The organism is Cognatilysobacter segetis (assembly GCF_004359965.1).
Lineage (GTDB): Bacteria > Pseudomonadota > Gammaproteobacteria > Xanthomonadales > Xanthomonadaceae > Cognatilysobacter > Cognatilysobacter segetis.
This window is the reverse complement of the sequence record NZ_SMRQ01000118.1, coordinates 1-2,499: the sequence shown is the minus strand read 5'-3', so window position 1 is coordinate 2,499 and position 2,499 is coordinate 1. Positions and strand designations below refer to the sequence as shown.

3 protein-coding genes and 1 pseudogene are annotated in these 2,499 nt (G+C 76.2%); 1 reads left to right on the top strand and 3 read right to left on the bottom strand.

Annotated features, from left to right (window positions below):
• The 3 genes and pseudogenes from E4F61_RS14140 to birA form a co-directional block, all read right to left on the bottom strand.
• Positions 1-343: pseudogene (locus tag E4F61_RS14140) on the bottom strand (hypothetical protein); the annotation flags it as partial.
• Between the two features lie 55 nt (positions 344-398).
• On the bottom strand, positions 399-1,124 hold the full coding sequence (locus tag E4F61_RS14135; protein WP_133480244.1) for a type III pantothenate kinase: 726 nt from the start codon (positions 1,122-1,124) through the stop codon (positions 399-401).
• On the bottom strand, positions 1,121-2,098 hold the full coding sequence (gene birA, locus E4F61_RS14130; protein WP_133480245.1) for a bifunctional biotin--[acetyl-CoA-carboxylase] ligase/biotin operon repressor BirA: 978 nt from the start codon (positions 2,096-2,098) through the stop codon (positions 1,121-1,123). The genes E4F61_RS14135 and birA overlap by 4 nt, the downstream gene beginning before the upstream one ends.
• A gap of 152 nt (positions 2,099-2,250) precedes the next feature.
• Here birA and E4F61_RS14125 point away from each other — a divergent pair.
• The coding region (locus tag E4F61_RS14125; protein ID WP_133480243.1) for a hypothetical protein at positions 2,251-2,499 on the top strand (249 nt) is incomplete at its 3' end.

Genomic DNA, 2,499 nt, shown 5'->3' with positions numbered 1-2,499 from the left:
TGGCGGTCGCGCGATCCGGCTGCGGCAGCACCACGCGCCACGCGCGGGGCGTTCCGGCGATCTGTTCGCCGGTCGCGGTCCATTCGACCTCGCGCGCGATCGCCGTGCGCGCGGCGGCGAACGCGGCCGCATTGGTGAAGGGACCGAAGCGGAAGCATCGCAGTGCGGCCGGCGGCCTTGGTGCATTGCCGGGCGCGCGGGCGTCGGCGACGAGCTGCAGCACGGGCACGTCGGCAGTGAGCGCCGCGACGGCGGGCGCGGGCGCGTCCGCATGCAGCGCCCACCACGCGGCGACACCCGCGTTGAGCACTACGAGCAGCACCAGCAGCGCGCGCATCAGCATGCGTCGATTCTAGCGAGCGCTCCGATCGCGACGTGACGGCACGACGTGACCGCCGTCACTCCATCGCCCAGCGCGCGAGGCCGTCCAGCACCAGCGACGGTCGCCACGACGCATCGGCGAGACGCTCGCGCAGCGGTGCCGCGCCGCCGCCGTGCAGCACCAGCGTCGGCGCGGATCCGAGCCGCGCGCATGCCGAATCGCGCGCGTCGCGCACCAGCGCCAGCGCGGCGCCCATGCAACCGGACGCGAGCGCGTCGTCGGTATCCACGGCCCAGTCGACCCACGCGCCGCCGTCGACCGGCAATTGCGCCGCTCGCGCGTGCAGCGCCTCGCGCATCAGCTGCGGCGATGGGGCGATGCGGCCGCCGAGATGCCGGCCGCCGGCATCCATGAGGTCCAGCGTGAGCGCGGTGCCGACGCCGCAGACCAGCACCGCGTCGTCGATGCCGCCGCGCGCACCGAGCATTGCCAGGAAGCGATCGACACCGAGGCGCGCCGGCGTCGCATAGGCGATGCGCAGCCCGCCGAACACCGCCTGCGTCCGCGCGAGTTCGATGCGCCGGCACCGTTGCACGAGCGCGTCGAGCAGCTCCACGCGCAGTGCGTCGCCGGCGACGCTCGCGACGTAGGCCACGTCGATCCGCGCGGGCAGCACCGCGTCCAGCGCATCTGCAAGGCCGCCCGGCGTGTTGGGCAGCGCGTGCACGGTGCCGGCACGGCCGTCGACCAGCGGTGCGCACTTCAGCCGCGTATTGCCGAGGTCGAACAGCCACGCGCTCACGGCGCGACCCGCAGGCTGACTTCGCCGGCATGCACGGCGCGTTCGCCGGCCGCGGTGCGCACGCGCAGCGCGCCGTCGTCGGCGAGGCCGAGCACGCGCGCCGCCTCCGTACGATCGGGCAGGTGCAGCACGACGTCGCGGCCCTGCAGGACGTCGAAGGCCGGCCATTGCGCAGCGAACGGGGCGAAACCGTCGCGGTCGAACGCATCGAGCGCGGGCAGCAGGTGCGAAAGAAGCATCGCCGCGAGCGCGTCGCGCGACGGCGGCGTGCCGAGCGCGGCGAGGTCGGACCAGGGCTGGTCGATGGCGGCGGCGGCGCGCTCGGGCAGGCGCACGTTGAGGCCGATCCCGATCACCGCGCGCACCGGGCCGGCGTGCTCGCCACCGCCCTCGACGAGCAGGCCACCGAGCTTGCGCAGGCCGTCGTCGCCTTCGACCACGAGGTCGTTCGGCCACTTCAGGCCGACCGCGGGGAAGCCCGCGGCGCGCAGGGCGGCGGCGGTCGCGAGGCCGGCGACGAGGCTGAGCCCGCCCAGGCGCGCCAGCCCGCCGTCGAACGAGCGCGCCACCGACAGCAGCAGGCTCGCGCCCAGCGGCGACTGCCACGCGCGGCCGCGCCGGCCGCGCCCACCGGTCTGGCGCTCGGCGAGCAGCACGCGGGCGCCCCGGGCCGGCGCGGGCTCGCGCAGCAGCGCGGTATTGGTCGACTCGATCGTCCAGGCCACATCAAGCCCGGCGAGGCCGTCACGGGTCGCGGCCGGCAGGGCGGCGCGGATCGCGTCCGCCTCCAGGAGGTCGAGCGGCATCGCGAGCCGGTAGCCGCGACCGGCCGTGGCCTCGATGCCGACCCCCGCCTCGCGCAGCGCCTCGATGCGCTTCCAGACCGCGGCGCGGGTCAGGCCGGCGGCGCGCGCGAGCGTGTCGCCCGAGACCGGACCGGCGGCCAGCGCCCGCAGCAGCATGCGGTCGTCCATCGGAGGCTGGGCGCGGGCGTCGGGGGGAAGGCTCATGCCGGTCATTATGGTCCGGCTGAACGGGCCGCCCCGCGCCGACGCCCGGCTGCGTGGCGGACGGGAATCGGCGTATGCTCCCGCTGATCCGGGACGCCCCCGGACGGGGAAGCGCCATGCGCCGTATCGCCATCAGCCTGCTGGTCCTGCTCGCCTGTGCGGATGTCGCCGCGCGCGAGGTACGCCTGAGCAGCCCTGACAGCGGCGGCGGCGCCGAGCCGGCGGTTCCCGCGAAGGTCGAAGCGCGCAAGCCCGCGCCGGCCGTGCGCGATGCCGCACCGGAGGCGCGCGTGCGCCCGAGCGTGCACGGCGACGCCGGCACCGTGCCCCGCGCCCGCTGGCACAGCTTCCTGCCCGGCATGTTC